We start from the raw sequence: 24,886 nt of genomic DNA on the forward strand, positions 1-24,886 counted from the left end.
GCCGCGCATTTGGTCACGCGCGCTCTGCGTGCGGGACTTTGCCCCGGCGGTCACTGCGCAGGGCGGCATACAGAACATGTGTCCGCCAGCGGTCGTTGATCTGAAGGTAACTTTGCGCAACGCCTTCATACTTGAAACCTGACGTTTCCAGAAGACCGCGGGAGGCCGCATTTTCCGGCAGGCAGGCCGCTTCAATCCGGCTGAGATCAAGCCGGGTGAACGCGTAGTGCACCACGGCCGTAATCGCTTCACGCATGTAACCCTGCCGCGCAAAAGGCTCGCCCGTCCAGTAGCCAAGCGTTCCGGACTGCGCCGGCCCCCGCCTGATGTTATCGAGTGTGATCGCGCCAAGCAGTATCTCGTCCGACCGGCGGATCAGAAAGAGCGGCAGCGCTGTGCCACCTGATACGGACCGCTGCGCCCAGTAAACGCGGTTGGTAAAGGCCTTTCGCGTCAGATGATCTTCAGCCCATGCCGGCTCCCAGGGGGTCAGATAGTCAATACTCTGCGCGCGCAGTTTCGACCACGGACGGAAATCAGAATGGATCGGCGGCCTGAGGGTCATCCGTTCCGTTTCGATCCGGAGTTTGCGAAACCCGCGCAGCATCACGCAGCCCGACGCGCCTGCAGTTCTTCCAGCGAAGGTGCCGTATCAACCGGGCCATAAAGCGCCAGAGCTGCCGGTGCACTGGCCGCCATTCTACCTGCAAATTCGCGCACATCGCCGGTGGTCACCGCATCGATCATCGAGATAGTTTCCTCGAGCGGTGGGACGCGCCCCCAGATCTGCACCAGACGCGCCAGTCGTTCAGCCCGGTTTGAGGGGCTTTCCAGCCCCATCAGCAATCCTGCTTTCATCTGAGCCCGTGCCCGCGCAACCTCAGCAGGCGACATATCATCCGCCGCTCGCTTCATTTCGTCGATGGTGATGGTTGCCAGCTCCGGCAGCTTCCCCGCACTTGTTCCGGCGTAAATGGTGGTCATGCCCGTGTCCGCATACGCACCGGCCTGTGCAAAAATAGAATAACAAAGGCCCCGGTTTTCACGGATTTCCTGAAACAGACGGCTCGACATGCCGCCGCCCAGGGCCGACGCGTAAATCTGCGCCGTATAAATCGCATCCTCGCGGTAGCCCGGGCTCTCAAACGCGAGCGCGAAATGGGCCTGTTCCAGGTCCTTTGAGCGCCGTCGTTCCCCGCCGGCGAACGTCGCCAAAGGTGCTGCGGATGGTGTTCTGGCCTCCATATCGCCAAAGAGTTTCTCAGCCAGCTGCACAATCGCATCGTGATCAACGGCACCAGCCGCCGCCAGGATCATCTGACCCGGACCGTAGTGCTCGGCAATGAAGCCCTGCAGGTCCTCACGACTAAACCCGGAAACCCGTTCAGCGGGTCCAAGGATCGTGCGGCCCATCGGATGATCCGGATAGGCTTCTTCCTGCAACCAGTCGAAAATCACATCATCCGGCGTATCCAGTGTCTGGCCGATCTCCTGCAGGATCACGCCCCGCTCGACTTCAATCTCTGACGGCTCGAGCGTGGGGTTGATCAGGATGTCCGCGATCACATCCAGTGCCAGACCCACATCATTGCGCAGGACCCGCGCATAATAGGCCGTTACCTCGCGGCTGGTATAGGCGTTGATATAACCACCTGCATCCTCGATGGCCTCGGCAATCTGCAGCGCAGTACGCCTTTTGGTGCCCTTAAAGGCCATGTGCTCAAGAAAATGTGCAATGCCGTTCTGGTGCGGCGCCTCATGTCTCGCCCCTGCAGTAACCCAGACCCCAACTGAGGCGGATTCCAGCCCGGGCATTTCTTCGGTCACGATGCGAAAGCCGTTTGGCAACTGGTGCTGCTGCAGTGTCACGCGGACAGGTTCTCCCTGATATGGTCTTTCAGTGCGTCCAGGTCATTGGCCACCCTGCTCACCCGTTCCGGGCGTTCATACAGGTCCGCCATACGCACAGGCAAGGGTGGGTGAACGCCAGACGCTTCTTCGACAGCGGCGGGGAATTTGGCCGGATGGGCGGTGGCGAGCGTGATCATCGGGGTTCCGGCCACCCGCAGATCACCGGCAACCTTTACACCAATGGCGGAATGCGGACAGAGCAGCTCACCGCTTGCCGACAGTTCGGACGTGATCGTCTGTGACGTTTCTGCCTCGGAAGCGCGCCCGGACTGGTAATGCGACTGCAGAACCTGCATCGCGCCCTGGCTCACCTCGAACCCGCCCGCCTTCAGTTCATCCATCAGTTGAACAATTGCCGGGGCTTCCCGGTCGTAGGCATCAAACAATGCCCGCTCAAAGTTGGAACTGACCTGAATGTCCATCGACGGGCTGATCGAGGGAACTGTTTCGCCCTTGTGATACCCCTGTCCGCTCAGACAGCGGTGCAGAATGTCGTTCTGGTTGGTGGCCACAACCAGCCGGTCAATCGGCAGGCCCATGCGTTTGGCGATGTAGCCGGCGAAAATATCCCCGAAGTTGCCCGTGGGCACTGTAAAGCTCACGGGGCGGTGCGGCGCGCCGAGCGAGACCGCTGAGGAAAAATAATAGACGATCTGCGCCAGAACACGGCCCCAGTTGATCGAGTTGACACCCGCAAGGCGCACCCCGTCCCGGAATTCAAAATCGTTGAACATGTCTTTCAGACGCGCCTGGCAGTCATCAAAGTCACCATCCACAGCCAGTGCGTGCACGTTGGATTCCTGAGGCGTCGTCATCTGGCGGCGCTGCACTTCTGAGATGCGACCGTGTGGGTACATGATAAAGACATCCACATTGTCGAGCCCGCGGAAGGCCTCAATAGCAGCTGATCCGGTGTCGCCTGATGTAGCGCCCACAATCGTGACGCGCTCGCCCCGGCGGGACAGCGCTGTCTGGAACATCTGCCCGATCAGCTGCATCGCAAAGTCCTTGAATGCAAGCGTGGGGCCATGAAACAGTTCCAGCAGGAAATGATCCTGAGCAAGCTGCTTGAGCGGCGCGCGTGCCGCATGGCCAAAACCGTCATACGCGCGGTCGATGATTCCGCGGAATTCGTCATCGGTGAAAACATCGCCGACAAACGGCCGCATGACACGATAGGCGGTCTCTTCGTAGCTCAGCCCGGCAAGCGCGCTGATGTCGTCATGGCTCATCTGCGGGATTGTTTCAGGCACATACAGGCCGCCGTCGCGCGCAAGACCGGTCAGCATCGCCTCTTCGAAATTCAGGATGGGCGCCGTACCACGGGTAGAGATGTATCGCATAGAGTTCAGCTTTTGTTGGCCGCAGTTCCGCGGCGCAGGAAGAAGAAAGTCATAACAGACCAGATCGCGGCCAGAGAGAACCAGGTGACCGCATATTGCAAGTGGTCGTTTGGAATCGCGGCAGTATCAACCGGAAAAGGTGTGACAGGTCCCGGCACGGAAGGCGGATCACGCCGCACGACCAGCACCGGCTCCGTTTCGAGCGCACGGGCCATTGCCTCCACATCCCGCGCAAACCAGATGTTGCCTGCCACGTCCGCCTCTGGCGTATAGCTGTCGGTTTCCTGTGGCCACTGCAGGTTGCCGACAATCGTGAGCGGCGGCCCTTCTTCGAATTTCAGCGCATCCGCATCTGCAACCCGGACGAAACCCATATCGATCAGGATATCGCCCCCGTCACGCATCATCGGCCGGATGATCCTGTAACCGGCCCCTGCCCCCTTTTGCGACACCAGAACCCGCAGATAACCTGCACCGAGGCTGCCGGTCACCTCGACCGGCAGATAGGCGTCAGCGTCGCGGTCCGGTGCTGCGGGCAAAGGAACAGGTTCTGCCGCAATCCGCTGCTCAATGTCAGCCAGCAGCCCTTCTTTCCAGGTCAGGCGCTGCACCTGCCAGACGCCGAGACTGATCAGGATCGCAGCACCACCCAGCCCGAAGATAAGGAAAAACGCCAGTCGTCCCATGACTGCTCCGCTTCAAAGAAAAACGCGCGGAGACCGCGCGTTTTGTTCTCAGGAATGTTGCCTGCGATCAGTGAGCGCCAGGCATCTGGGCCACGCCCCAGATGTAGACCGCGAAGAACAGGAACAGCCAGACAACGTCCACAAAGTGCCAGTACCAGGCAGCTGCCTCAAAGCCAACGTGCTTCTCGGCTGTGAAGTGCCCCTTCATCGCACGGAACCAGCAGACCGCAAGGAAGATCGTCCCGATGATCACATGCGCACCGTGGAAACCGGTCGCCATGAAGAAGGCAGAGAAGAAGGTATCGCCACCAAACTCCCAGCCTTTGTAAAGCAGGTAGCTGTACTCATACCCCTGCAGGAAGGTGAAGAGCACACCCAAAACCACCGCGATCCCAAGGCCATTGACCAGGTCCTTGCGCGGTCCGCCGTGCACCAGCGCGTGGTGCGCCCAGGTTACGGCACAGCCCGACAGCAGCAGAACCAGCGTGTTGATCAGCGGCAGGTGGAACGCGTCCACATGATAAATCTCCGGGCGGACATATTCCGTGCCGACGTATTCGCTCATCGGGTAGATGCCATCTTTGAAGAAAGCCCAGAACCACGCGGCAAAAAACATCACTTCGGACATGATGAACAGAATGAAGCCGTACCGCAGGCCGATGCGCACCACCGGTGTGTGATCGCCGATTTTGCTTTCGGATACGACCTCGGACCACCAGCCGAACATGACGTAGAGAACAGCAACAAAACCGCCCCAGAAAAGGAAGGGCGTGATGTCCTGCATCCACAGCACGGCGCCGAAGAGCATGGCAAACCCGGCGAGCGCGCCAAGGAATGGCCAGATCGAGGGGTTCAGAATGTGATAGTCGTGGTTTTTTTCGTGGGCCATGTCAGCGTCCCTTACCTTATGTTGGTCAGTTCAGACTTGTGTCTGAGTTGGTATTGGCATCCTCCACCGAAGCATAGCCTTCGGGAAGGTCAATCTCATAGAAAGTATAAGACAGTGTGATCGTGTGGATGTGCTTTCCGTCGCGGTCGTCCACGATTTCCGGGTCGACATAGAAGGTCACCGGCATCTGCACCCGTTCACCGGGCTGCAGCACCTGTTCCTCAAAACAGAAGCACTGAATCTTGTTGAAAAAGCCACCTGCCTGGTATGGCGTGACATTGTAGCTTGCCGAGCCCGCAATCGGACGGTCAGTGGGGTTGTAAGCCTCATAAAAGGCCAGTCCGGTCTCACCGATCCGGACTTCCATCTCGCGTACGACCGGCTTGAATTCCCAGGCCATGTAGTTGTTGAGCGACCCGTCAAAACGCACCTTGATCGTCTGGTCCAGCACATCTTCGGGCGCCACGTCGGACACACCGGTGACACCGCCAAATCCTGTGACACGGCAGAACCAGTCATAAAACGGCACAGATGCCCAGGCGAGACCGCCCATCAGCACAACCACGCCCACTGTCTGGGCAACCGTTTTTGAAGGACCGGTCAGGGCCATCAGCGCAGCTCCTCTGCTTTCGGAAGTTCAAAATCACCGTTTGTAACCTTGGTAAAGGTCAGGGCCAGCACCAGCACGACAAAACCGGCCAGCATCAGACCGACGCCCACGTTCCTGCCTCTGCGGCGGGTGTGGATTTCATGTTCCTGTCTCAGCGACATCGCTCACCAGCCTCCCATGCCAAAGGGACGCAGTGCAGCTTCTGCCAGGATCGCACCGAAATGCGCAAAGAGATACCACAGCGACAGGCGGAAGAACTTCTTCTCGACACGGTAGTCATCCGCAATGGCAGTCTCTTCGGGCCGGCGCCAGATATCCACGGCACCCTTCAGAAAGGCGAGGTTCAGCACCACCGCCACCGCCAGGTAGAGCGGCCCGCCAATCGCGGTGAAACCTGTGGCAACGGCCAGAACGGCCAGCAGTACCGTGTAGGCGATAATGTGGAACCGCGTCGACTTGCGACCATGTGTGACCGTCAGCATCGGCACTTTTGCATCGTCGTAGTCCGACTTCATAAACAGCGCGAGCGCCCAGAAGTGCGGTGGTGTCCACATGAAGATCAGCGCAAACATCAGCCAGGCTTCGACAGAAAAACTGCCCGTGGCGATCACCCAGCCAATCACCGGCGGGAAGGCTCCCGCGGCACCACCGATCACGATGTTCTGTGGCGTCGAGCGTTTAAGCCACATGGAATAGACGACGGCGTAAAAGAAGATTGTAAAGGCCAGCAGGCCCGCAGCCAGCAGGTTGGCGGACAATGCCAGCATCATCACGGACAGCCCGGACAACGCGAGCCCGAGCGACAGCGCTTCGCCGGCAGGCACGCGACCCGAGGGGATCGGGCGTTTTGCCGTACGGCGCATTACACCGTCGATATCTGCATCCCACCACATATTAAGTGCGCCGGACGCACCCGCCCCGATGGCAACAAAAAGGATGGATGCGAATGCAATGACAGGATGCACACTGACAGGTGCCGCGAGCAGACCAACCAGAGCGGTAAACACCACCAGCGACATAACCCGCGGCTTCAGCAGCGCAAAATAGTCACCCAGCTGGGTGTCATATTCGCCTGTTGGTGTGTTGTAGCTTACGTCAGACATAACCTTGCCCCGGGCATCAGCTGTGCGGGCGGCCTCAAAAACCGCCCGTTACAGTCAGTTGGATGCCAGCACCCGCGTCTGCGGGATGCCTGCATATTCCTCACGCGCTTCTTCCAGCCAGGCGGCGTAGGCCTCTTCGGAGACGACCTTGACCGTGATCGGCATGTAAGCGTGGTTCAGACCGCAGAGCTCGGAGCACTGTCCAAAGTAGATGCCCTCCTGCTCGGCTTTGAACCAGAGTTCAGCGAGGCGACCCGGTACTGCGTCCTGCTTTACACCGAAGGCAGGGATCGTCCATGAATGGATCACGTCACCGGCAGTGACCTGCATCACGATTGTCTTGTTGACGGGCACAACAACAGAAGTGTCCGTGGCGAGCAGGAACTCGTCTTCAGAATACCCGGCCTCCTCCAGCATCGCGATTGTTTCAGGCGACTTGGAGTTGTCACCGCCCGTTGCCGGCGACCCGATCATGTAGGACGAGAATTCGAACCCTTCGTCCACATATTCATAGTCCCAGTACCACTGGTAACCGGTCACCTTGATCGTCAGATCCGCTTCGGGGATTTCCTGCTGTTTGAACAGAACCGGCAGAGAGAAGGCACCGATGAACACCAGAATCACAATCGGCACGACTGTCCATGCGATTTCAATTGGCGTATTGTGCGTGAACTTCGCAGGCTCCGGGTTGCGCTTTGCGTTATAGCGGATCGCCACCCAGCCGATGAGCGCTGTCACGAACAGCGTAATCACGGTGATAATGACCAGAATCATCCAGTCGAGCGTGTGAATGTCGCGCGCAAGCTCTGTAACCGCAGGCTGGAACCCTGTTTCGCGATCGACCGGCGCGCCGATGACCTCAAGGTTGTCCTGTGCCCGGGCGGCCGTGGCCGCAAACCCTGCCGCAAGGCCGGTGAATGTGAGGAATTTCTTCATTTTTCGTCCTGATCTCTGGGTGATCGGTGGATCATTGTTGCGCATTGTCAGGAGGTTCAGCAGTGCGCACTGTTCCTCCCGTTGTTTTCGTGCTCCTTACAATCATATTCTGTAACTGAGATAAAGTGTCATGCTTGCGTCAAACAGACGCTGAACGCTGATTTCTGCGCCTGATCCGAAGGATACAACGATGACCGAAGCCCCTTTCTCCCCTTTCGATGAACTGCTGGACCGGGAAGAGGCCCTGAATATCCTGCGGGATGCCACGGCCGGCGCCGATGATGGCGAACTGTTTTTAGAAAGGCGGCGTTCAGAATCACTCGTCTTTGATGACGGTCGTCTCCGGAATGCGAATTATGATGCCGGTCAGGGGTTCGGGCTGCGCGCGGTACGCGGAGAGGTTGCGGGGTATGCGCATTCAACCGATATCTCTGCATCCGCATTGAAACGGGCCGCTGAAACCGCGCGGCTTGCCGTTGGCGAAGGGGGCGGGACCTGGGCGGACGCTCCTGCGGCCACCAACGAGCGGCTTTATACGGACAGTGACCCGATTGCCGGCACGACCTTTCCCGTGAAGGTCGACACCCTGCGCGAGATTGACGCCTTCGCCCGCGCACTGGATCCACGCGTGGTTCAGGTCTCGGCAAACATTGCCGCAAGCATTCAGGAAATCGAAATTCTGCGCCCGGACGGACGTTCTGTGCGGGACGCACGTCCGATGACCCGCGTGAACGTCTCTGTCATCGTCGAAGAGAAGGGCCGTCGCGAATCCGGCTCGGCGGGCGGCGGCGGGCGGATCGGGCTGGATGGGTTGCTCGACCCTGCGGACTGGCAGGCTAAAGCGCGCGAAGCTCTTCGCATTGCTGTTGTGAACCTCGACGCGGTTCCGGCCCCGGCCGGTGTGATGGATGTCGTGCTGGGACCAGGCTGGCCAGGCATCCTGCTGCACGAAGCAATCGGACATGGTCTTGAGGGCGACTTTAACCGCAAGGGCTCCTCTGCCTTTGCCGGCCTGATGGGTCAGCAGATCGCCAGCCGTGGCGTCACCGTTCTGGATGACGGCACGATCCCGGATCGCCGCGGCTCGATTACCGTGGACGACGAGGGAACTCCATCCGCACGCAATACTCTGATCGAAGACGGCGTGCTGGTCGGATACATGCAGGACCGGCAGAATGCGCGTCTGATGGGGGTTAAACCAACTGGCAACGGGCGGCGTGAAAGTTATGCCCACGCACCAATGCCGCGCATGACCAATACCTATATGCTGGGCGGTGAGACGGACCCGGCGGATATTCTTGCCGATCTGAAGGACGGCATCTATGCCGTTGGTTTCGGGGGCGGACAGGTCGACATCACGAACGGTAAGTTTGTTTTCTCCTGCACCGAAGCTTACCGGGTTGAAAACGGAAAACCAGGCGCGCCGGTCAAGGGTGCTACGCTGATCGGTGACGGGGCAACAGCGCTGAAGCATATCCGTGGCATCGGCAACGATATGTCGCTCGATCCCGGTATGGGCAACTGCGGCAAGGCCGGGCAATGGGTACCGGTGGGGGTCGGACAGCCGACACTCATGATCGGCGGACTGACCGTGGGTGGGTCCGCATCCTAAAACGGAGAAAAAATATGCCTGCGGGCCAGAAAAATGCGCTTTATCCCCATAAATAGCGAGGCGGATGCGCGTTAATCTTCACAGGTTGTTAACCAAGTCGGCTTAATCCTGATTCTGCAACTGACGGAGCCGAGGATGACTGACAGGGATTTGTTTCCTTCTTCCACTCACCCCCCACTCCCACCCACCTCGGAAGACGAACAGTTTTCCCGGCTCCGTCTTTTGCGCTCCCGCCGGGTTGGCGTAACGACGTATAAACGACTGCTGACTGAACACGGCACTGCGCAGAACGCGCTGGCCGCGCTGCCTGAGGTGGCGCGTGCCGCCGGCGTCAAAGGGTACGAAATATGTCCCGAAGCAGTGGTTCAGGCGGAACTCAATGCAGCACGAAAAGCAGGTGCCCGGCTGATCATGCATGGCACGGCCGCCTATCCTGATGCACTCGATGAAATTTCTGATGCGCCGCCCTTTCTGTGGGCGGTAGGGGATCCTGAGCTGCTCAGGCGCCCGATGATTTCCCTTGTTGGTGCGCGCAACGCGTCTTCGCTGGGGCTGCGCATGGCGACGGCACTGGCGCGCGACCTTGGTCAGGCAGGTTACACAATCGTATCCGGCCTTGCCCGCGGTATCGACACCGCGGCACACCGGGCGTCACTCGGCAGCGGCACGATCGCCGTTCTGGCCGGAGGTGTTGACGTCATTTATCCGCAGGAAAACACAGAACTGGCGGGCGATATTGCGACAGCCGGACTGCGCCTGTCCGAGCAACCCATCGGCATGAAGCCTGTGGCGCGCCACTTTCCCGCACGGAACCGCATTATCTCCGGGCTGAGCCGGGCTACGATCGTAGTGGAAGCAGCAGCAAAATCCGGCAGTCTGATCACAGCGCGGGACGCGCTGGATCAGGGGCGGGATGTGCTCGCTGTCCCCGGCAATCCTTTCGACGCGCGCGCCGCCGGGTGCAATCAACTGATACGTGAGGGCGCGACGCTTGTCCGCTCCGCGCAGGACGTAACCGAAGCACTCTCGCCGATCGGCAGGCAGTCAGAAGAGGATGTCACCCCCTTCTCACCTGCACCGGCTCCTGAAAGCACGGCGAAACCCAGAGATACGCCCCTGCGCAGGGTCGCCGCTCTGCATCAGCAGATTCTCGACCGTCTGAGCCCCTCGCCTATTGCCGAGGACCAGCTGATCAGGGATCTGGCCGTGGGCACAAGCGACGCGGCACCGGTGTTGCTGGAACTGGAACTGGATGGCCGGATCAGCCGTCAGTCCGGTGGCCTGCTGGTGCGGGAGAAATAGTGAAACCTCATTACCTGACGCCGTCGACTACCCGATGATGCACCGTCCTGGCCTTTAAAAAAAGCCGGGATCCCTGAAAAGAAGATCAGTATTTCCGGCAGGCCAAACGAATGGCGATTGGCGCTTTTGCGGTCCGGTCTCAGACCTGCAACAAACCGCCGGAATACCGCCTTAGCTGCCACGTCTTTAATTGGCCGATTGACAATATTCTCTTGCACACCACCTCTGAGGTGGCCATAGAACCTGAAAATTTTTGCCCAGAGGTATCCCGTTACATGCCGGTTGTTGTCGTCGAATCCCCTGCAAAAGCAAAAACAATCAACTCATATCTGGGGAACGATTACACCGTTCTGGCCTCTTACGGACACGTCCGCGACCTGCCGCCGAAAGATGGATCCGTGGATCCGGAAAACGAGTTTGGCATGCTCTGGGAGGTGGCCTCCGACAGTAAAAAGCACGTCAAAGCAATCGCAGATGCGCTGAAAGACGACAACGCCCTCATTCTCGCAACAGACCCCGACCGCGAAGGTGAGGCCATCAGCTGGCACCTGCAGGAAGCGCTCACCAAGCGGAAATCGATCAAAAAGGACACACCGGTCAGCCGGGTCGTGTTCAACCAGATCACCAAAAAGGCCGTGACCGAGGCGATGGACAATCCGCGCCAGGTCGATATGCCGCTGGTGGAAGCCTATCTGGCCCGCCGCGCGCTCGACTATCTGGTGGGCTTCAACCTGTCGCCGGTACTGTGGCGCAAACTCCCCGGCGCACGTTCTGCCGGCCGGGTGCAGTCTGTGACGCTGCGACTGATCGTGGAACGCGAGATGGAGATCGAAGCCTTCCGCAACCGCGAATACTGGTCCGTTAAGGCACTGCTGGCGACACCGCGCGGCCAGGAGTTTGAGGCACGGCTGACTGTCCTTGCGGGCAAGAAACTTGAACGTTTCGACATCGAGAATGAAACACAGGCCGAGATGGCCGTTCAGGCGATCAGCAGCCGCGATCTGTCGGTGCAGTCGGTCGAAGCCAAACCTGCGAACCGCAATCCGGCGGCTCCCTTTATGACCTCGACACTGCAGCAGGAAGCCAGCCGCAAGTTCGGCATGGGCGCCCGCCAGACGATGTCGACCGCCCAGCGTCTCTATGAGGCGGGCTACATTACTTATATGCGGACGGATGGCATCGACATGGCGCCTGAGGCGGTGACCGCGGCGCGCGATGCGATCAAGACGCTCTATGGCAGCGAATACGTGCCCTCCTCCCCCCGGATCTACAAGAATAAAGCCAAGAATGCGCAGGAGGCCCACGAATGCGTCCGTCCGACGGACATGATGGTCAAAGCTACCGACCTGAAAACATCAGATGCTGACCAGCGCAAACTCTATGACCTGATCTGGAAACGAACCCTCGCGTGCCAGATGGAAGGTGCCCGACTGGAACGCACGACGGTGGATGTGGGCAGCGAAGACGGCCAGGTCGTTCTGCGCGCCACGGGCCAGGTTGTGCTGTTTGACGGATTTCTCCGGGTCTATGAGGAAGGCCGGGATGACGTCGTGGACGAAGACGACAAGCGTCTGCCCCAGATCGACCAGGGCGACAGCATGGACAAACGCTCCGTGACGCCGGAACAGCACTTTACGCAGCCCCCGCCCCGCTACACCGAAGCGACTCTGGTGAAGCGTATGGAAGAGCTGGGTATCGGCCGGCCATCCACATACGCGAGCATCGTCACCACGATTCAGGACCGCGAGTATGTCCGCAAAGACAAAAACCGGCTCATTCCCGAAGACAAGGGACGTCTCGTTACGGCATTCCTGGAAAACTACTTCCGCAAGTACGTCGGCTACGGCTTTACGGCTGATCTTGAGGACCAGCTCGACAACGTCAGCGCCGGTGACGCGGACTACAAAGAAGTGCTGGGTCGCTTCTGGCGTGATTTCTCGGCGGCCATTGCTGAGACGTCCGATCTGCGCATCACGGAAGTGCTGGAAAAGATCAACGAGGTGCTTGAACCGCACCTCTTCCCCCCCAACGAAGAAGGCACAGACCCGCGCCTGTGCCCCAACTGTGGTGCCGGACGACTGTCCATGCGCACCGCACGGTCCGGCGGCGCGTTCATCGGCTGCTCGAACTATCCCGAATGTCGCTACACGCGCGCCTTTGGCCCACCGGGTGAAGAAGACGACAGCGGAATTCCGCCTGAGGGCAAACTGCTGGGTGAGGACGCCGGGGACAAGATTTATGCGTTCAAGGGCCGCTTCGGACCTTACGTACAGCGGGGCGAAGTCACAGATGACAACAAAAAGCCGCCGCGGCAGTCGATCCCTAAAGACTGGCGGCCGGAAGAAGTGGATCTCCCGCAAGCCCTGCAACTGTTGTCGCTGCCGCGTGAGATCGGACCCCACCCAGAAGACGGCGTGACCGTCTGGGCCAATATCGGCCGCTATGGCCCCTACCTGAAACACGCCGCGTCAACATCAGAACGCGGTGGCACGAATGCCAACCTGGAAAGCATCGACGAGGTCTGGACTGTTGGCATGAACCGCGCTGTGCAGCTGCTCGCCGAAAAGGTGGCCAGTCGTGGCGGACGGGGCGCTCCGGCCAAAATTCTGCGCGATCTGGGCGAACACCCCGATCAGGGCGGCCAGGTCAGTATCATGGAAGGCAAATACGGGCCCTACGTGAAATGGGAAAAGGTCAATGCAACGCTGCCCAAGGAAACAGAACCTGATTCTGTCACCATCGAACAGGCCGTTCTGCTGATCGATGAGAAGGCCGCCAAGAAAGGGACCCGTCGCCGCAAGGCAGCCCCCAAAAAGAAAAGCGCCGCGAAAAAGACGACTGCCAAAAAAGCCGGCTGAGGCGGACCGGGAGCGGGTACGCAGGCACACAACCCTAAAGAGCTTTGCGCCCCGCCTGCGCTGAGCTATACTCGGGACTGAACCTGTCAGTTATAATTGACAGCGGAACAACATCACTGCACAAATCGGGCCAGCCACCCGGGTTTAAGGAAGCAAGATGAAAAAAGTGTTTGGGTCAGCGTCGGAGGCGCTGGATGGAGTATTGCACGACGGTATGACGATTGCCGCGGGCGGTTTCGGGCTGTGTGGCATCCCGGAACTGTTGCTGGCAGCGATCCGCGATGCAGGCACAAAGGATCTGACCTTTGCGTCAAACAACGCCGGTGTGGACGATTTTGGCATCGGCATTCTGCTGCAGACCCGCCAGGTCAAAAAAATGATCAGCTCTTATGTGGGCGAAAACGCTGAATTCATGCGTCAGTATCTGTCCGGAGAGCTGGAGCTGGAATTTAACCCGCAGGGCACTCTGGCTGAGCGCATGCGTGCCGCCGGATGTGGCATCCCGGGGTTTTACACGAAAACCGGTGTCGGCACCGTGATTGCTGAGGGCAAAGAGCACAAGGAATTCGACGGCGAGACCTATATTCTCGAACGCGGGATCTTTGCGGATCTGAGCATCGTGAAAGCGTGGAAAGCAGATGCGACGGGCAATCTGGTTTTCCGCAAGACGGCGCGGAACTTTAATCCGCCAGCCGCGATGTGCGGCAAAATCTGTGTTGCTGAGGTTGAAGAGATTGTACCGACCGGTTCGCTGGACCCAGACGCGATACACCTGCCCGGCATTTATGTGCACCGTCTGATCCAGGGCGAGCACGAAAAGCGAATTGAACAGCGTACAACACGGGCAGCCTGAGACGGGTAGCTGACATGGCAGATACAATTCACAGTGCGAAGGATACCGACGAGAACCTCGTGTTCGATGACCGCGGCTTTGAGGGCTTTTCCCGGGCGCAGGTGTCCATGATCATCACTAACCCGAACCTGGACGATAACCCGATCGTTTACGTCAATGAAGCCTTCACCCGTGTGTCTGGCTATGCACGCAGTGCTGTGATCGGGCGGAACTGCCGGTTTCTGCAGGGCGAAGAAACTGACAAGGCGGCGGTTGATATGCTGCGCGCCGGAATCGATGCCGAGGAAACCGTATCGGTCGATATCCTGAACTATCGGGCCAATGGGGCACCGTTCATCAACCGGCTGCTGGTGTCTCCGATTGTCGACGCTGAAGGCACGACGCAGTATTTTATCGGGATCCAGAAGGAACTCCGCAAAGGCGAGCGCAACCCGGACGCAGATGCCATCAATGATCAGCTGATGGAAGTGCAGAACCGCGTACAGTCCGATCTGTCGATGATCATCAGCATGATCCGCCAGCAATCCGGCGCGACCTCTGTGCCAGACGACTTTGCCGCGCTGAGCAGACGGATCGAGACGCTGCAGCTGCTGTATGAAGAGATGAAGCTGTCGGACACCCAGTCCAACCGCGGCACTATTCAGATGGGCAGCTTCATCTCCAGACTTGCCTGCGCCATCGCCCATACCATGGGTCGATCCGGGGTGCGCATGAACCTGCAGATCGAACAGGCCGAAGTACCGATCGAAGTGGCGACCCGGGTTGGGCTTGTAGTATCCGAACTGCTGACCAACTCTTTCCAGCACGCATTCGAGCGTCTGGACATGGGGATGGTGGAAATCCGGATGTCTCAGCTGAGTGCCGGGGGCCTGAGGGTGACTGTTTCCGATGATGGCACCGGCATTCCCAAAGACATGCAGTGGCCAGCAGACAAAACGGTCGGCGGACGCATCATCAATGGCCTGATCGAAGGCCTGGAAGGTACGCTCCAGCTGGGACGCGGTGCCGCCGGAAGCTTTATCACAATCGACGTGCCGGCAGGCGCATCACTCTCAGAATAGGACCCATAATGCCCTGGGATCGCAATCAGATGGCGGCGCGTGCCGCTCAGGAACTTGAAGACGGCTGGTATGTTAATCTCGGGATCGGTATCCCGACTCTCGTCAGCAATTACATCCCGGACGGGATCGAAGTAACTCTGCAATCCGAGAACGGGATGCTGGGCATGGGTCCCTTCCCCGTCGAGGGGACAGAGGATGCCGACCTGATCAATGCGGGCAAACAGACAATCACGGAACTACCGCAAACGGCCTATTTTGACAGCGCTCAGAGCTTTGGCATGATCCGCGGTGGCAAAATCGCAATGGCAATTCTCGGGGCGATGGAAGTCGCCGAGAACGGCGATCTCGCCAACTGGATGATCCCGGGCAAGCTGGTTAAAGGCATGGGCGGTGCCATGGATCTCGTCGCAGGCGTCGGGCGGGTTGTGGTCGTGATGGACCACACCAACAAGCACGGCGACAGCAAGGTTCTGCGGGAATGCACGCTGCCGCTGACAGGTAAGGGCGTCGTCGACCGCATTATCACCAATCTCGGCGTTCTGGACGTGGTTGAGGGCGGGCTGAAGATTGTTGAGACCGCCGAAGGCGTAACCGAAGAAGAGGTGCGGGCCGCCACGCAGGCCACGATTGTCTGATTTCAGCATCCGCCGGGAACAGGACGGCACAAAAGGACGCTACGTGCTTGTTTCAGACGGGCACGAAGCTGACCTGACGTATTCTGTTCTGTCGGCTCAGACGGTCATCGCGGATCACACCGGCGTGCCGGACGCTCTTCGCGGAACAGGTGCAGGTGTCGCGCTGGTCAGCCGGCTGGTCGAAGATGCACGGAGCGAAGGTTTCCGGATTGTCCCGCTCTGCCCCTTTGTGAACGCGCAGCGGCGGCGCCACCCCGAATGGGCCGACGCATTTAACGTCTGACCTCAGTTCAGGCCCGCAAACACACAGCCATCTGAAACCAGTTCGGGCGGCGTGAGGCACAGACCACGCGCCACCTGAAACGCGGCAAGCACCTTCGGGACATAGTTGCGGGTTTCTTCATACGGGGGCACGCCCGCGTGTTTCCGCACAGCCCCCTCGCCCGCGTTGTACCCTGCAAGCACCAGGATGGGGTCGCCGCCGAACTCAGACATCAGCCAGTCCAGGTATTTCACGCCACCCGCGATGTTCTGTGAAGGCTCAAGGCTGTCTTTAACGCCAAAACGTGCGGCTGTAGCCGGCATCAGCTGCATCAGACCCTGAGCCCCTGCATGACTGACCGCATCTGTCCGTCCGGAAGACTCGACCGATATCAGCGCCAGCACCAGTGCCGGCGATACCTGGGTACCCACCGTTGACCTCAGAATATCGACCCCGTTTGACCGGGCGATTGCCTGCAGGTGCTGCAGCCGGGGCTGCGGAATGCCACCCGTGCCCTCGATGACGTTCATCGCGGCTTCCAGCCGGCCGGGCCCTGCAGCAAAGATTTCCGGCGATACGCGGTCCCAGAACCAGGTGTACGCGCCAACAGGAGCTCCCGCTTCGGGAACCGGCTGACCATCCGGCACTGGTGGCGGCGCTGGTGCGAAAAACTGGTCAGCGGGATCAATCTGGACATTGATCCGCCGTTCCCCCGCTTTGGGCACGCCAATACGTTTGGCCTCAAATTCGGGAAAAGGCGCGGGTCCGTCAGCAAAGGCTGCGGCGCCTGCGCACAGCAATGCAGCGATGCTGCAGGAAATAAGGTGTTTCATGTTTACTGCCCGGCGGTTGTTGTACCGTGTTCTTTGCCTGCAGTGTCGCAGAGAAACCCCGTCTGAGCCAGACAATCCGGGCCAGTATCACGGCGATTCTGCCACATTCAGAGGATTTCAGGACCTCTCACAGAGAATAACAAAAGATTAAACTGTTTATTTTCATGTACTTAGTATTTTTTCCGGATTTTTTCAGCGGGCAACCGCAAAAGTCACATTTGCGGTCAAATTCATGCCCCAATCCCCCGTCTATATAGCGGCATACCAAGTCGGACAGACCACATGAGAGAAACGGTCACGAGGACGGCGCGGTTTAAACAGTAAAATCTCAGTGATCCTTTGGAGGGACATGACATGATGAAATTTATCAAAAACTTCCGTAAAGACGAAGACGGTGCCGTGACAGTTGACTGGGTTGTTCTGACAGCAGCGGTTGTTGGCCTGGCGGTTGCCGCTTACTCGTCCATCCAGGACGGCGCGACAACTCTGACAGCAAACACAGAAACATTCCTCGGTGAGCAGGACCCGGGTAACTTCGGCGGCGGCGGCGGCGAAGGCGACGCTGAAGAGGTCGTCGAAGAAGAAGTGGTCGAATAAGGACCCAGCTATCGGGTTCAGACCTGACACTAAGGTTATCGGTCTGACCTGACCATACGGGGGCCGCGTTCTGCTAGCAGAGGGCGGCCCTTTTTTTGCCCGACCACTTATAACAGAAAGAATCATACAATGTTTAAGGCATTGAAGAACTTCGAAAAGGACGAGGCCGGGGCTGTCACTGTAGACTGGGTTGTTCTGACTGCCGCCGTAGTGGGATTATGCATTGCGCTGGTGCTCGAACTGCAGGGTGGTGCCGCTGGCGTCACCGAAAGAACTGAAGGTTATCTGGTTGATTACGAAGTTGGCGCCGCCACAGAGTAAGCGAACAGAACCTTTTCAGAAGCGGCACAGGGTTTGTGCCGCTTTTTTTGTGGCCTCATCGCAAACCGCCACGCCAGCAGGATTTGATTAACCAGGGGCTTCGATTGTTGCCCGATCATGCAAAACGCCCCTCTGCCGACATGCGCTGATCCATAAATTGCCACAATCAGGCGTCAACACCGGGACAGAGAGTTTCAAACCTGCCAGCTGGTAAGGACGAATGGGAAGTACGAGGTAACACAATGCGATTGATTTTCGGTTTAGTACTCGCGACCGGCGTAGGTCTTGCAGGTGGCGCGGTATATATGGCCAAGGGCTATATCGGCCAGTATCAGGCCGAACTGGCCGCGGCAAAGGACAAGCAACGACAGATTGTGCCGACAAGCACAGTTTACGTGGCCAAGAACAGGCTCAGTTATGGCGACGTGCTGAAAAAGTCTGACGTGCGCAGTGTAAGATGGCCCCGGAACGCGATCCCGGAAGGAACGTTTACAGATCTGGACGTCCTGTTCCCCGAAGACGTGGAAGAACCGCGGCTTATCGTGCGTGCGATGGAGCCCGGTGAAGCGCTGATGCAGGTCAAGATCACAGAGCCCGGTGAGGACATCGGTCTGACGACACGCCTTGAAAAGGGAACGCGCGCATTTGCGATCCGTGTTGACGTGGCCAGCGGTGTGTCTGGTTTCCTGCGCCCCGGTGACAAGGTGGACGTCTACTGGACCGGTTCCGTGGATCAGGGCGGCGGCCGTGAAGAGATCACTCGACTGATCGAGACCAAGGTCCGGCTGATTGCCGTTGACCAGATTGACGATGAACTGCGTGGTGGCGCGCGTATCGCACGCACGGTCACCGTTCAGGCAACACCTGAACAGGTCGCGGCCCTGGCACAGGCGCAATCGACAGGCAATCTGTCCCTGTCGCTCGTTGGTGCAGGCGATGATACGGAAGTCGCGGAAATCGAGGTTGATCAGGTTTCCCTGCTGGGTCTGACAGTTGCCGCGCCTAAGGTTGCGGCACCGGCACCCAAGGTATGCTCCATCCGGACCCGTCGCGGTGCGGAAGTGGTATCGATCCAGATCCCCTGCACAAACTAAAGCAAATCCAAAGGCTTAAACGGGCGCGGCACTTTGGTGCAGCGCCCGTTTCTTTTTGTGTCTGTTGTAAATTACCCACATAAAGAGACAGACAGAACCCGTTGATTATTGAAAAAAAATCAAAACGCGCGCACTATCCTGCCCACGCGGGCGACTAAGACCCGAAAACGAGGCGTGATCATAAAGGGCAGGTCACATGAAAATTTATGGAATATTGAAAGCGGCCCTTCTGGGGCTGACCATCGGTGTTAGCCCGCTGGCCTTAGGTGTGCCAGCGACCGCTAACGCCGAAACGCTCCGTGTGGTGGCAAAAGAGACCAACTCAACTCTTAACGTGTCAATGAACCGCGCGGTTGTCGTCGAAAGCGAAATCCCGTTTGCCGAGCTCAGCATTGCCAATCCCGGCATCGCAGATATCTCGTCTCTGTCGGATCGCAGCATCTATGTTCTGGGCAAATCGCCCGGTCTCACTACACTGACATTGCTCGATGCAACCGGTCAGCTGATTACAAACGTTGAAGTCCGGGTCGCCCCGGACGTCACAGAGTTCAAAGAGCGACTCCAGCAGATTCTGCCAGGCGAACGCATCGAAGTCCGGACAGCAAACGATGGTATCGTGCTTTCCGGGACCGTTTCGAGCGCTCAGAGACTGTCGCGTGCCATGGAACTGGCCGCACGGTACGCACCGGACCGTGTTTCCAACCTGATGACCGTGGGCGGTGTTCAACAGGTCATGCTGAAAGTCCGCTTCGCCGAGATGAACAGGTCGGTCTCGAAATCACTGAGCGCCTCGCTTGCGGTCAATGATGGTGGCAGCAACCCGAACCAGGCGGCGACCGGCGCCGGTCTGCAGGCCGGAGGTGTTGCGGGAATCATTGGTGGCACCGTTCCTACAGGAGGCGAGAGCCAGGGCGCGGTGACTTTTGGCTTCAACATCGGCTCCACTCAGGTCGGCCTTCTGCTCGAAGCACTTGAGCGCAAAGGCGCCGTCCGGTTCCTTGCAGAGCCGAACCTTGTGGCTCTGTCCGGACAGGAAGCCAACTTCCTTGCCGGCGGTGAGTACCCGGTACCTGTGGCACAGGACAACGATACAATCAGCGTTGACTTCAAGCCTTTCGGTATAGAACTGAACTTTGTGCCACGGGTTATCGACCGCGATCTGATCAATCTGCAGCTCTCAGCGGCCGTATCGTCGCTGGACACAGCCAACGGCGTTTCGCTGGGTGGCGGCATTCAGATTGATGCGTTCACCCGCCGCGAAACATCGACAACTGTCGAGCTGCGCGACGGCGAAAGCTTTGCCATTGCGGGCCTTTTGCAGGATGACTTTACTGATGCCAACAGCCAGGTGCCGTGGCTCGGAGATGTTCCTGTTCTTGGCGCCCTCTTCCGGTCCTCCGAGTATCAGCGCAGCCAGACTGAACTGGTAATCATTGTGACCGCACATCTGGTGACGCCAACCCGGGGCGAAGCTCTGGCGCTTCCGACTGACCGCATCCGTCCGCCGAGCGAAAAGGACCTCTTCCTGAATGGCAAAGTGGTTCAGAACGCCAGCGTGCCCACCCGGGGTGCCGCCGGAGAAGTCGCCAAGCAGGACTTCAGCGGCTCATACGGCTATGTGATGGAGTGATCAGATGGAACTGAACTTTTCAAAAACACGCATTGTCGCCCTCGGGTTTGGCCTTGTCGCACTGGCAGCCTGTTCAGACGCGCCGGTTGGCAGCGAGCTGAATGATGGTAACTTCGGAAATGCGACCCTGCACAATCAGCTGGCTCAGACCTGCAAAGGTTCCGGCGCGGGCAAGTTCGGCCGCGTGGCAGCGGATCCGCTTGTTGTACTGGACCCGGCAAGCACTGCATCCAGCCCGGTCTACCGCGTACACTGCAGCGGCGAACTTGACGGCAAATACGCGCGTATCACCTACGGTGAATACATTCGCAGCGCGACACAGACGCCCGAAGTATCCCAGGCCCAGGCGGCAGAGTAGCACTTACCTCAATACACCTGAAAAGGGCGGGACCTCGTGGTCCCGCCCTTTTCATTTTCGGACTTCGCGCCTGACGGGAAGCCGTGGCCAAACTCATTTCTGAAGCATCATTGTCTCCTGATACCCAACAATTGGGCGGTTTAAGCCCTAATCTCGCCCAGATTGCCTGCGACTTTACCTGCAATGGGACACGTATGCCCGGCGGGATCGTCGGGCCCGGCTGTCGCAGAGACCAGTGGGTGGGCTGATTATCGCCCCCTCTCCGTTGCTCTGCCGGCCTGTTGAAGGAAGAGGACGACGAGGCAATGAGCAGCACAATGCCACAACCCGATACATCGCTTATCGTGGCCTGCACGGTCAGCCGCGATGTACAGAACTTTGATCTGCTGATCGAGGATATGGAACTGGCGCTGGGTGAGAACTGGGGTGATCTGGGTTTTGCCGAAGCACTGGCGTTTTTCGGGCAACCCGAGGCGCAGGCGCTTGAATTTATTGCACTGGCGATGGACGAGACGGACGAGGACAACCTGCCCCTCATGGGTGAAATCATCACCCAGGCCAAAGCCCGGAAAATCAAAGTCATTCTTATCGCGGAGGATGTGACGCCTGCGTCGCTGCATTCGCTTCTGCGCCAGGGAGCGGATGAGTTTGTCCCCTATCCGCTGCCTGAAAATGAACTGGCCGAAGCGATCGAGCGTGTTCGCGCTGCTGATGAAATCGCGGCAGCCAGCCAGACCCACGCACTCAAGTCCGACAATCACAAAGAAGGTGCTGTCATCGTTGTGCACGGCCTTGCCGGCGGCACCGGGGCGACAACTCTGGGCGTCAATCTCGCCTGGGAACTGGCCACGGCACAGAAAGAAGACGGACCCAGTGTCTGTTTGCTGGATCTTGACCTCCAGTATGGCGCAGTTGCGACATACCTCGACCTGCCCCGCCGTGAGGTGGTTTATGATATGCTGTCAGACACCGAAGGCATGGACGACGAAATCTTTGGCCAGTCCCTGCTGACGTTCCAGGACAAACTGCAGGTTCTGACCGCGCCGACCGATATGCTGCCCCTTGACCTGATGTCTTCAGACGACATCAACCGCATTCTGACCATGGCCCGCCGCCACTTTGACTATGTGGTGATCGACATGCCGTCGACGCTGGTGCAGTGGACAGAAGCGGTTCTGCATGCAGCCCACGTCTATTTTGCATCCATCGAGATGGACATGCGGTCCGCCCAGAACACACTGCGGTTCAAACGCGCCCTGCAGTCCGAAGATCTGCCCATCGAAAAGTTGCGCTACGTGATGAACCGCGGACCGAAATTCACCGATCTGTCCGGTAAGAGCCGCGTGAAACGTATGGCTGAATCGCTGGGCATTTCCATTGACCTCCTGATGCCCGACGGCGGCACCCCGATTGTTCAGGCAGCCGACCATGGCATGCCTCTTGCAAGCTCAGCGCCCAAAAACCCGCTGCGTAAAGAAATTTCCAAACTGGCCATATCGATCCTCGAACTTCAGTCGACCGATGTCCAGGCTGCCTGATGCATTAAAGGAATACGCGTATGTTTTCTAAGTACAAAAAGCCCTCTGCGGCAGCGCCGGCCAGCGAAGTTAAGCCGGACGATAAGGTAACGAATATCGCGCCTGCCGGTCAGGCCCCTGCCACGGCGCCCGCGGTCACACGCAAGGCGCCGCAGGCCGTTCCGGCCCAGGTCGCCCCGGCGGACAAAGAACGCAAACGAAAGGAACGGATGGGCGAGATCAAACTCGACCTGCACCGGGTTCTTTTGGAAAACCTGAACCTGTCCGCTCTAGAGCATGCGACAGAACAGGATCTGCGTCAGGAAATCAGCGCCATTGCGAGCGAATTCCTCGAAGAGCGCAGCATCGTTCTCAACCGTGAAGACCGACAGACCCTTACGTCAGAACTCTATGACGAAGTCACGGGTCTGGGCCCGCTTGAAACGCTGCTGCAGGATGAGACGGTCAACGATATTCTGGTCAATGGCCCGCAACAGATCTTTGTGGAACGCTCAGGCAAGCTGGAACTCACTGACATTACGTTCAAGGATGAACGTCACCTGCTCCGGATCATCGACAAAATCGTCTCTGCCGTGGGGCGTCGTGTTGATGAATCCAACCCCTACGTGGACGCCCGTCTCAAGGATGGCTCGCGTTTTAACGCCATGGTGCCGCCGGTTGCGGTGGATGGGTCGCTGGTCTCTATCCGGAAGTTCAAAAAAGACAAGCTTGGCATTGATGATCTTGTAAATTTCGGCGCTTTCACTGAAGAGATGGCTGCATATCTGCAAGCCGCTGTGGCAACGCGCCTGAATATCATCGTGTCCGGTGGTACAGGTTCCGGTAAAACGACCACGCTGAACGCTCTGAGTTCGTTCATCGACAACTCTGAACGTATCCTGACGATCGAGGATACGGCGGAACTGCAGCTTCAGCAGACACACGTCGGCCGCATGGAAAGCCGCCCGCCCAACGTTGAGGGCAAAGGCGAGGTTTCCCCGCGCGACTGTCTGAAAAACGCGCTTCGGATGCGCCCTGACCGGATCATCGTTGGCGAGACGCGGGGCGAGGAAGTCATCGACATGCTCCAGGCCATGAACACCGGCCACGACGGATCCATGACAACAATTCACGCCAACTCCGCCCGCGATGGTGTTTCCCGTCTGGAAAACATGATCGCGATGGCCGGAATTGAGATGCCGCTGAAAGCGGTACGTTCGCAGATTTCATCTGCTGTGAACCTGATCGTGCAGGCCTCGCGTCTGCAGGACGGCTCACGACGCATGACCTCGATCACAGAAGTGACGGGCATGGAAGGCGAGGTGATCTCCATGCAGGAGATCTTCCGGTATCAGCGTGTGGGTCTCACACCTGAGAACAAAATCATTGGCCATTTCACTGCCACAGGCGTGCGCTCTGCTTATGCCGAACGCTTCCGCATGTGGGGCTATGATCTGCCGCCGACGATCTATGAACCTGTTGCTGCCGAATAAGGATCAGGAAAAATGTCTGCAGAACCAATTATTTATGGCTTGATCTTTGTCGGCGTACTGGTGCTCGTCGAAGGTCTGTATCTTGTCACCTTCGGGAAATCCATTTCTCTGAACAGCCGAGTGAACCGCCGGCTTGAAATGCTCGACAAGGGCGCTGGCCGCGAAGAAGTTTTTGAAAAGCTGCGCAAGGAAATGCAGCAGCACATGAAGAGCCGCACGATCCCGCTCTACTCCATGCTCGGCGAAAAAGCTCAGAAGGCCGCGATCGCCTTTACGCCGCAGCAGCTGATCCTGATCATGGCCGGACTGGCTGTGGTGGCCTTTCTTGGCCTGACTGTGGGCACCGCGACGTCGCTGCCGGTCCGTATCGTTATGGCTGTAGGTATCGGCGTTGGCGCGGTTTTCTTCTGGGTCTCCAGCAAGGCGAACAAACGTCTTGGCATGATTGAAGAACAGCTGCCGGATGCCGTTGAACTGATGGTTCGGTCGCTGCGGGTGGGTCATCCGTTCTCCTCGGCCATTCAGATTGTGTCCAAGGAAATTCAGGACCCGCTGGCATCGGAATTCGGCATGATTGCCGATGAAGCCGCCTACGGCCGTGACGTGGGAGATGCCCTCAAAGAGATGGCGGAGCGTCTCGACATGCAGGATCTTCGCTTTCTTGCGGTTGCCGTGACCATCCAGCAGACATCTGGCGGTAACCTCGCCGAGATCCTCGCCGGTCTCGCCAAGGTGATCCGGGCCCGTTTTCGTCTGTTCCGCCGCGTCAAGGCGATCACGGCTGAGGCAAAGTGGTCCGGCAAGTTCCTGTCAGCCTTCCCGGTCGTCGCCCTGATCGTTATCAACGTGAGCGACCCGAACTACTACGACGAAGTGCGCGACCACGCGTTGTTCATTCCGGCGTGTTTTGTTGTGGGGATTCTTCTCGCACTCAACCTGCTGGTCATGCGTATCCTGACCGATATCAAAGTGTAAGGAACCG

At 58.5% G+C, this 24,886-nt stretch carries 25 protein-coding genes; 15 read left to right on the forward strand and 10 right to left on the reverse strand.

Going from position 1 to position 24,886, the window contains the following annotated elements:
- Positions 1 to 13: 13 nt before the first annotated feature.
- From AB4K19_RS10590 to coxB, 9 genes are all read right to left on the reverse strand, one after another.
- Positions 14 to 607, reverse strand: coding sequence for a GNAT family N-acetyltransferase (locus AB4K19_RS10590; protein WP_375228339.1), 594 nt, complete (start codon positions 605 to 607; stop codon positions 14 to 16).
- On the reverse strand, positions 607 to 1,869 hold the full coding sequence (locus AB4K19_RS10595; protein WP_375228340.1) for a M16 family metallopeptidase: 1,263 nt from the start codon (positions 1,867 to 1,869) through the stop codon (positions 607 to 609). The genes AB4K19_RS10590 and AB4K19_RS10595 overlap by 1 nt, the downstream gene beginning before the upstream one ends.
- The gene (gene thrC, locus AB4K19_RS10600; RefSeq protein WP_375228341.1) at positions 1,866 to 3,254 is read right to left on the reverse strand and encodes a threonine synthase; all 1,389 of its coding nucleotides are present in this window, start codon (positions 3,252 to 3,254) and stop codon (positions 1,866 to 1,868) included. The genes AB4K19_RS10595 and thrC overlap by 4 nt, the downstream gene beginning before the upstream one ends.
- A 5-nt stretch (positions 3,255 to 3,259) precedes the next feature.
- Positions 3,260 to 3,940: an SURF1 family protein gene (locus tag AB4K19_RS10605; protein WP_375228342.1), complete on the reverse strand. Its 681-nt coding sequence runs from the start codon at positions 3,938 to 3,940 to the stop codon at positions 3,260 to 3,262.
- Positions 3,941 to 4,007: 67 nt separating this feature from the next.
- Entirely contained in the window at positions 4,008 to 4,829 is an 822-nt protein-coding gene (locus tag AB4K19_RS10610; RefSeq protein WP_375228343.1) for a cytochrome c oxidase subunit 3, read from the reverse strand.
- 25 nt (positions 4,830 to 4,854) lie between these two features.
- The gene (locus AB4K19_RS10615; protein WP_375228344.1) at positions 4,855 to 5,439 is read right to left on the reverse strand and encodes a cytochrome c oxidase assembly protein; all 585 of its coding nucleotides are present in this window, start codon (positions 5,437 to 5,439) and stop codon (positions 4,855 to 4,857) included.
- Positions 5,439 to 5,600, reverse strand: a complete 162-nt coding sequence (locus AB4K19_RS10620; RefSeq protein WP_375228345.1) for a cytochrome C oxidase assembly protein — start codon at positions 5,598 to 5,600, stop codon at positions 5,439 to 5,441. The genes AB4K19_RS10615 and AB4K19_RS10620 overlap by 1 nt, the downstream gene beginning before the upstream one ends.
- 3 nt (positions 5,601 to 5,603) lie before the next feature.
- A complete protein-coding gene (gene cyoE / locus AB4K19_RS10625; RefSeq protein WP_375228346.1) occupies positions 5,604 to 6,542 on the reverse strand; it encodes a heme o synthase in 939 nt (312 codons plus the stop codon).
- A 54-nt stretch (positions 6,543 to 6,596) separates the two neighbouring features.
- On the reverse strand, positions 6,597 to 7,478 hold the full coding sequence (gene coxB / locus AB4K19_RS10630; RefSeq protein WP_375228347.1) for a cytochrome c oxidase subunit II: 882 nt from the start codon (positions 7,476 to 7,478) through the stop codon (positions 6,597 to 6,599).
- A gap of 190 nt (positions 7,479 to 7,668) precedes the next feature.
- On the opposite strand from coxB, the gene tldD reads away from it, so the two are divergent.
- The 7 genes from tldD (at position 7,669) to AB4K19_RS10665 (ending at position 16,082) form a co-directional block, all read left to right on the forward strand.
- On the forward strand, positions 7,669 to 9,090 hold the full coding sequence (gene tldD, locus AB4K19_RS10635; RefSeq protein ID WP_436397527.1) for a metalloprotease TldD: 1,422 nt from the start codon (positions 7,669 to 7,671) through the stop codon (positions 9,088 to 9,090).
- Positions 9,091 to 9,225: 135 nt separating this feature from the next.
- Positions 9,226 to 10,392, forward strand: coding sequence for a DNA-processing protein DprA (gene dprA / locus AB4K19_RS10640; RefSeq protein WP_375228349.1), 1,167 nt, complete (start codon positions 9,226 to 9,228; stop codon positions 10,390 to 10,392).
- A 275-nt stretch (positions 10,393 to 10,667) separates the two neighbouring features.
- Positions 10,668 to 13,250 (forward strand): type I DNA topoisomerase, encoded by a 2,583-nt coding sequence (gene topA / locus AB4K19_RS10645; RefSeq protein WP_436397529.1) that lies wholly within the window; start codon positions 10,668 to 10,670, stop codon positions 13,248 to 13,250.
- Between the two features lie 157 nt (positions 13,251 to 13,407).
- Positions 13,408 to 14,103, forward strand: coding sequence for a CoA transferase subunit A (locus tag AB4K19_RS10650; RefSeq protein ID WP_375228350.1), 696 nt, complete (start codon positions 13,408 to 13,410; stop codon positions 14,101 to 14,103).
- 14 nt (positions 14,104 to 14,117) lie between these two features.
- Entirely contained in the window at positions 14,118 to 15,164 is a 1,047-nt protein-coding gene (locus tag AB4K19_RS10655) for a PAS domain-containing protein (RefSeq protein WP_375228351.1), read from the forward strand.
- Positions 15,165 to 15,172: 8 nt separating this feature from the next.
- Complete coding sequence (locus AB4K19_RS10660; RefSeq protein ID WP_375228352.1) at positions 15,173 to 15,799, forward strand: 3-oxoacid CoA-transferase subunit B; 627 nt, start codon at positions 15,173 to 15,175, stop codon at positions 15,797 to 15,799.
- The gene (locus AB4K19_RS10665) at positions 15,792 to 16,082 is read left to right on the forward strand and encodes a GNAT family N-acetyltransferase (protein WP_375228353.1); all 291 of its coding nucleotides are present in this window, start codon (positions 15,792 to 15,794) and stop codon (positions 16,080 to 16,082) included. The genes AB4K19_RS10660 and AB4K19_RS10665 overlap by 8 nt, the downstream gene beginning before the upstream one ends.
- Positions 16,083 to 16,084: 2 nt before the next feature.
- Here the strand turns inward: AB4K19_RS10665 and AB4K19_RS10670 are convergent, their stop codons facing one another.
- Positions 16,085 to 16,894: a lytic transglycosylase domain-containing protein gene (locus AB4K19_RS10670; RefSeq protein ID WP_436397534.1), complete on the reverse strand. Its 810-nt coding sequence runs from the start codon at positions 16,892 to 16,894 to the stop codon at positions 16,085 to 16,087.
- Between the two features lie 354 nt (positions 16,895 to 17,248).
- Between AB4K19_RS10670 and AB4K19_RS10675 the strand changes: the two genes are divergently transcribed.
- The 8 genes from AB4K19_RS10675 (at position 17,249) to AB4K19_RS10710 (ending at position 24,879) form a co-directional block, all read left to right on the forward strand.
- The gene (locus AB4K19_RS10675) at positions 17,249 to 17,491 is read left to right on the forward strand and encodes a Flp family type IVb pilin (RefSeq protein WP_375228354.1); all 243 of its coding nucleotides are present in this window, start codon (positions 17,249 to 17,251) and stop codon (positions 17,489 to 17,491) included.
- Between the two features lie 129 nt (positions 17,492 to 17,620).
- Positions 17,621 to 17,812 (forward strand): hypothetical protein, encoded by a 192-nt coding sequence (locus tag AB4K19_RS10680; RefSeq protein ID WP_375228355.1) that lies wholly within the window; start codon positions 17,621 to 17,623, stop codon positions 17,810 to 17,812.
- Positions 17,813 to 18,054: 242 nt separating this feature from the next.
- Positions 18,055 to 18,906: a Flp pilus assembly protein CpaB gene (gene cpaB, locus AB4K19_RS10685; protein WP_375228356.1), complete on the forward strand. Its 852-nt coding sequence runs from the start codon at positions 18,055 to 18,057 to the stop codon at positions 18,904 to 18,906.
- Between the two features lie 196 nt (positions 18,907 to 19,102).
- Positions 19,103 to 20,536: a type II and III secretion system protein family protein gene (locus AB4K19_RS10690; protein WP_375228357.1), complete on the forward strand. Its 1,434-nt coding sequence runs from the start codon at positions 19,103 to 19,105 to the stop codon at positions 20,534 to 20,536.
- Positions 20,537 to 20,540: 4 nt separating this feature from the next.
- The gene (locus AB4K19_RS10695) at positions 20,541 to 20,894 is read left to right on the forward strand and encodes a hypothetical protein (RefSeq protein ID WP_375228358.1); all 354 of its coding nucleotides are present in this window, start codon (positions 20,541 to 20,543) and stop codon (positions 20,892 to 20,894) included.
- 305 nt (positions 20,895 to 21,199) lie between these two features.
- Positions 21,200 to 22,432 (forward strand): AAA family ATPase, encoded by a 1,233-nt coding sequence (locus AB4K19_RS10700; RefSeq protein WP_375228359.1) that lies wholly within the window; start codon positions 21,200 to 21,202, stop codon positions 22,430 to 22,432.
- 20 nt (positions 22,433 to 22,452) lie between these two features.
- Complete coding sequence (locus tag AB4K19_RS10705; protein ID WP_375228360.1) at positions 22,453 to 23,904, forward strand: CpaF family protein; 1,452 nt, start codon at positions 22,453 to 22,455, stop codon at positions 23,902 to 23,904.
- Between the two features lie 12 nt (positions 23,905 to 23,916).
- On the forward strand, positions 23,917 to 24,879 hold the full coding sequence (locus AB4K19_RS10710; RefSeq protein ID WP_375228361.1) for a type II secretion system F family protein: 963 nt from the start codon (positions 23,917 to 23,919) through the stop codon (positions 24,877 to 24,879).
- Positions 24,880 to 24,886: the final 7 nt, after the last annotated feature.

The sequence above is a fragment of the Roseobacter phycocola genome (assembly GCF_042055075.2).
GTDB lineage: Bacteria > Pseudomonadota > Alphaproteobacteria > Rhodobacterales > Rhodobacteraceae > Roseobacter.

Coding starts and splice junctions, on each gene's coding strand:
- AB4K19_RS10655 (WP_375228351.1), top strand. CDS start 14,118: ATGGCAGATACAATTCACAGTGCGAAGGATACCGACGAGAACCTCGTG.
- topA (WP_436397529.1), top strand. CDS start 10,668: ATGCCGGTTGTTGTCGTCGAATCCCCTGCAAAAGCAAAAACAATCAAC.
- AB4K19_RS10695 (WP_375228358.1), top strand. CDS start 20,541: ATGGAACTGAACTTTTCAAAAACACGCATTGTCGCCCTCGGGTTTGGC.
- AB4K19_RS10605 (WP_375228342.1), bottom strand. CDS start 3,940: ATGGGACGACTGGCGTTTTTCCTTATCTTCGGGCTGGGTGGTGCTGCG.
- AB4K19_RS10700 (WP_375228359.1), top strand. CDS start 21,200: ATGAGCAGCACAATGCCACAACCCGATACATCGCTTATCGTGGCCTGC.
- AB4K19_RS10705 (WP_375228360.1), top strand. CDS start 22,453: ATGTTTTCTAAGTACAAAAAGCCCTCTGCGGCAGCGCCGGCCAGCGAA.
- coxB (WP_375228347.1), bottom strand. CDS start 7,478: ATGAAGAAATTCCTCACATTCACCGGCCTTGCGGCAGGGTTTGCGGCC.
- AB4K19_RS10620 (WP_375228345.1), bottom strand. CDS start 5,600: ATGTCGCTGAGACAGGAACATGAAATCCACACCCGCCGCAGAGGCAGG.
- AB4K19_RS10590 (WP_375228339.1), bottom strand. CDS start 607: ATGCTGCGCGGGTTTCGCAAACTCCGGATCGAAACGGAACGGATGACC.
- AB4K19_RS10615 (WP_375228344.1), bottom strand. CDS start 5,439: ATGGCCCTGACCGGTCCTTCAAAAACGGTTGCCCAGACAGTGGGCGTG.
- AB4K19_RS10675 (WP_375228354.1), top strand. CDS start 17,249: ATGATGAAATTTATCAAAAACTTCCGTAAAGACGAAGACGGTGCCGTG.
- AB4K19_RS10670 (WP_436397534.1), bottom strand. CDS start 16,894: ATGAAACACCTTATTTCCTGCAGCATCGCTGCATTGCTGTGCGCAGGC.
- AB4K19_RS10650 (WP_375228350.1), top strand. CDS start 13,408: ATGAAAAAAGTGTTTGGGTCAGCGTCGGAGGCGCTGGATGGAGTATTG.
- cpaB (WP_375228356.1), top strand. CDS start 18,055: ATGCGATTGATTTTCGGTTTAGTACTCGCGACCGGCGTAGGTCTTGCA.
- tldD (WP_436397527.1), top strand. CDS start 7,669: ATGACCGAAGCCCCTTTCTCCCCTTTCGATGAACTGCTGGACCGGGAA.
- cyoE (WP_375228346.1), bottom strand. CDS start 6,542: ATGTCTGACGTAAGCTACAACACACCAACAGGCGAATATGACACCCAG.
- AB4K19_RS10660 (WP_375228352.1), top strand. CDS start 15,173: ATGCCCTGGGATCGCAATCAGATGGCGGCGCGTGCCGCTCAGGAACTT.
- thrC (WP_375228341.1), bottom strand. CDS start 3,254: ATGCGATACATCTCTACCCGTGGTACGGCGCCCATCCTGAATTTCGAA.
- AB4K19_RS10710 (WP_375228361.1), top strand. CDS start 23,917: ATGTCTGCAGAACCAATTATTTATGGCTTGATCTTTGTCGGCGTACTG.
- AB4K19_RS10680 (WP_375228355.1), top strand. CDS start 17,621: ATGTTTAAGGCATTGAAGAACTTCGAAAAGGACGAGGCCGGGGCTGTC.
- dprA (WP_375228349.1), top strand. CDS start 9,226: ATGACTGACAGGGATTTGTTTCCTTCTTCCACTCACCCCCCACTCCCA.
- AB4K19_RS10690 (WP_375228357.1), top strand. CDS start 19,103: ATGAAAATTTATGGAATATTGAAAGCGGCCCTTCTGGGGCTGACCATC.
- AB4K19_RS10610 (WP_375228343.1), bottom strand. CDS start 4,829: ATGGCCCACGAAAAAAACCACGACTATCACATTCTGAACCCCTCGATC.